Consider the following 551-nt stretch of genomic DNA (forward strand, 5'->3'; position numbering starts at 1 on the left):
TTATTCGCTTTTACTCAATTGACTTTTTCGTCTGATATAAAGACAAATACAGTTTTTGAAAGTGTTCCTCCGGGCAAATTAGGATCGTCGTATAAAAGAGCTGCAAAAGCTTTCGAATTAAAAAATTATGAACGTGCCATAAAAATCCTTAATCATTCTATCGTTAGTAGATCCTCTTCAAAATATGAAGCAGGAGAATCAGCGCTTTTGTTAGCCAGAGTTTATAATGATGTGAATGAGTACGCTAAGAGTCTGGAACTATATAACACCTTGTTTAATGAGCAGAATCGAGGGTTTACATCCAACGATGTGTGCCTGTATTTGGATTTATTAAAACGAGACGGATCAATTTCCAGAGGGATTGAAGTGGTTAAGCATTACCGCAAGGATATACGAGGAAATACGCGTTTTAATAACTTAGAGAAATCGTTGTTAGAATACTATGAGTATTACGGTAACCAGGCTCGCAATACAGGATTGCTGGTTAATAAATTAGAATTTGGATCTATAGTAAAAGGAAGTTACATATATGGAGTAGCACCTTATATAGT

Annotated in this window: 1 protein-coding gene; it reads left to right on the plus strand. The window is 35.2% G+C overall.

Annotated elements, in window-relative coordinates:
* The coding region (locus IUY40_RS19250; RefSeq protein ID WP_195738463.1) for a hypothetical protein at positions 1-551 on the plus strand (551 nt) is incomplete at both ends.

This window comes from Flavobacterium sp. ALJ2, assembly GCF_015594725.1.
GTDB lineage: Bacteria > Bacteroidota > Bacteroidia > Flavobacteriales > Flavobacteriaceae > Flavobacterium.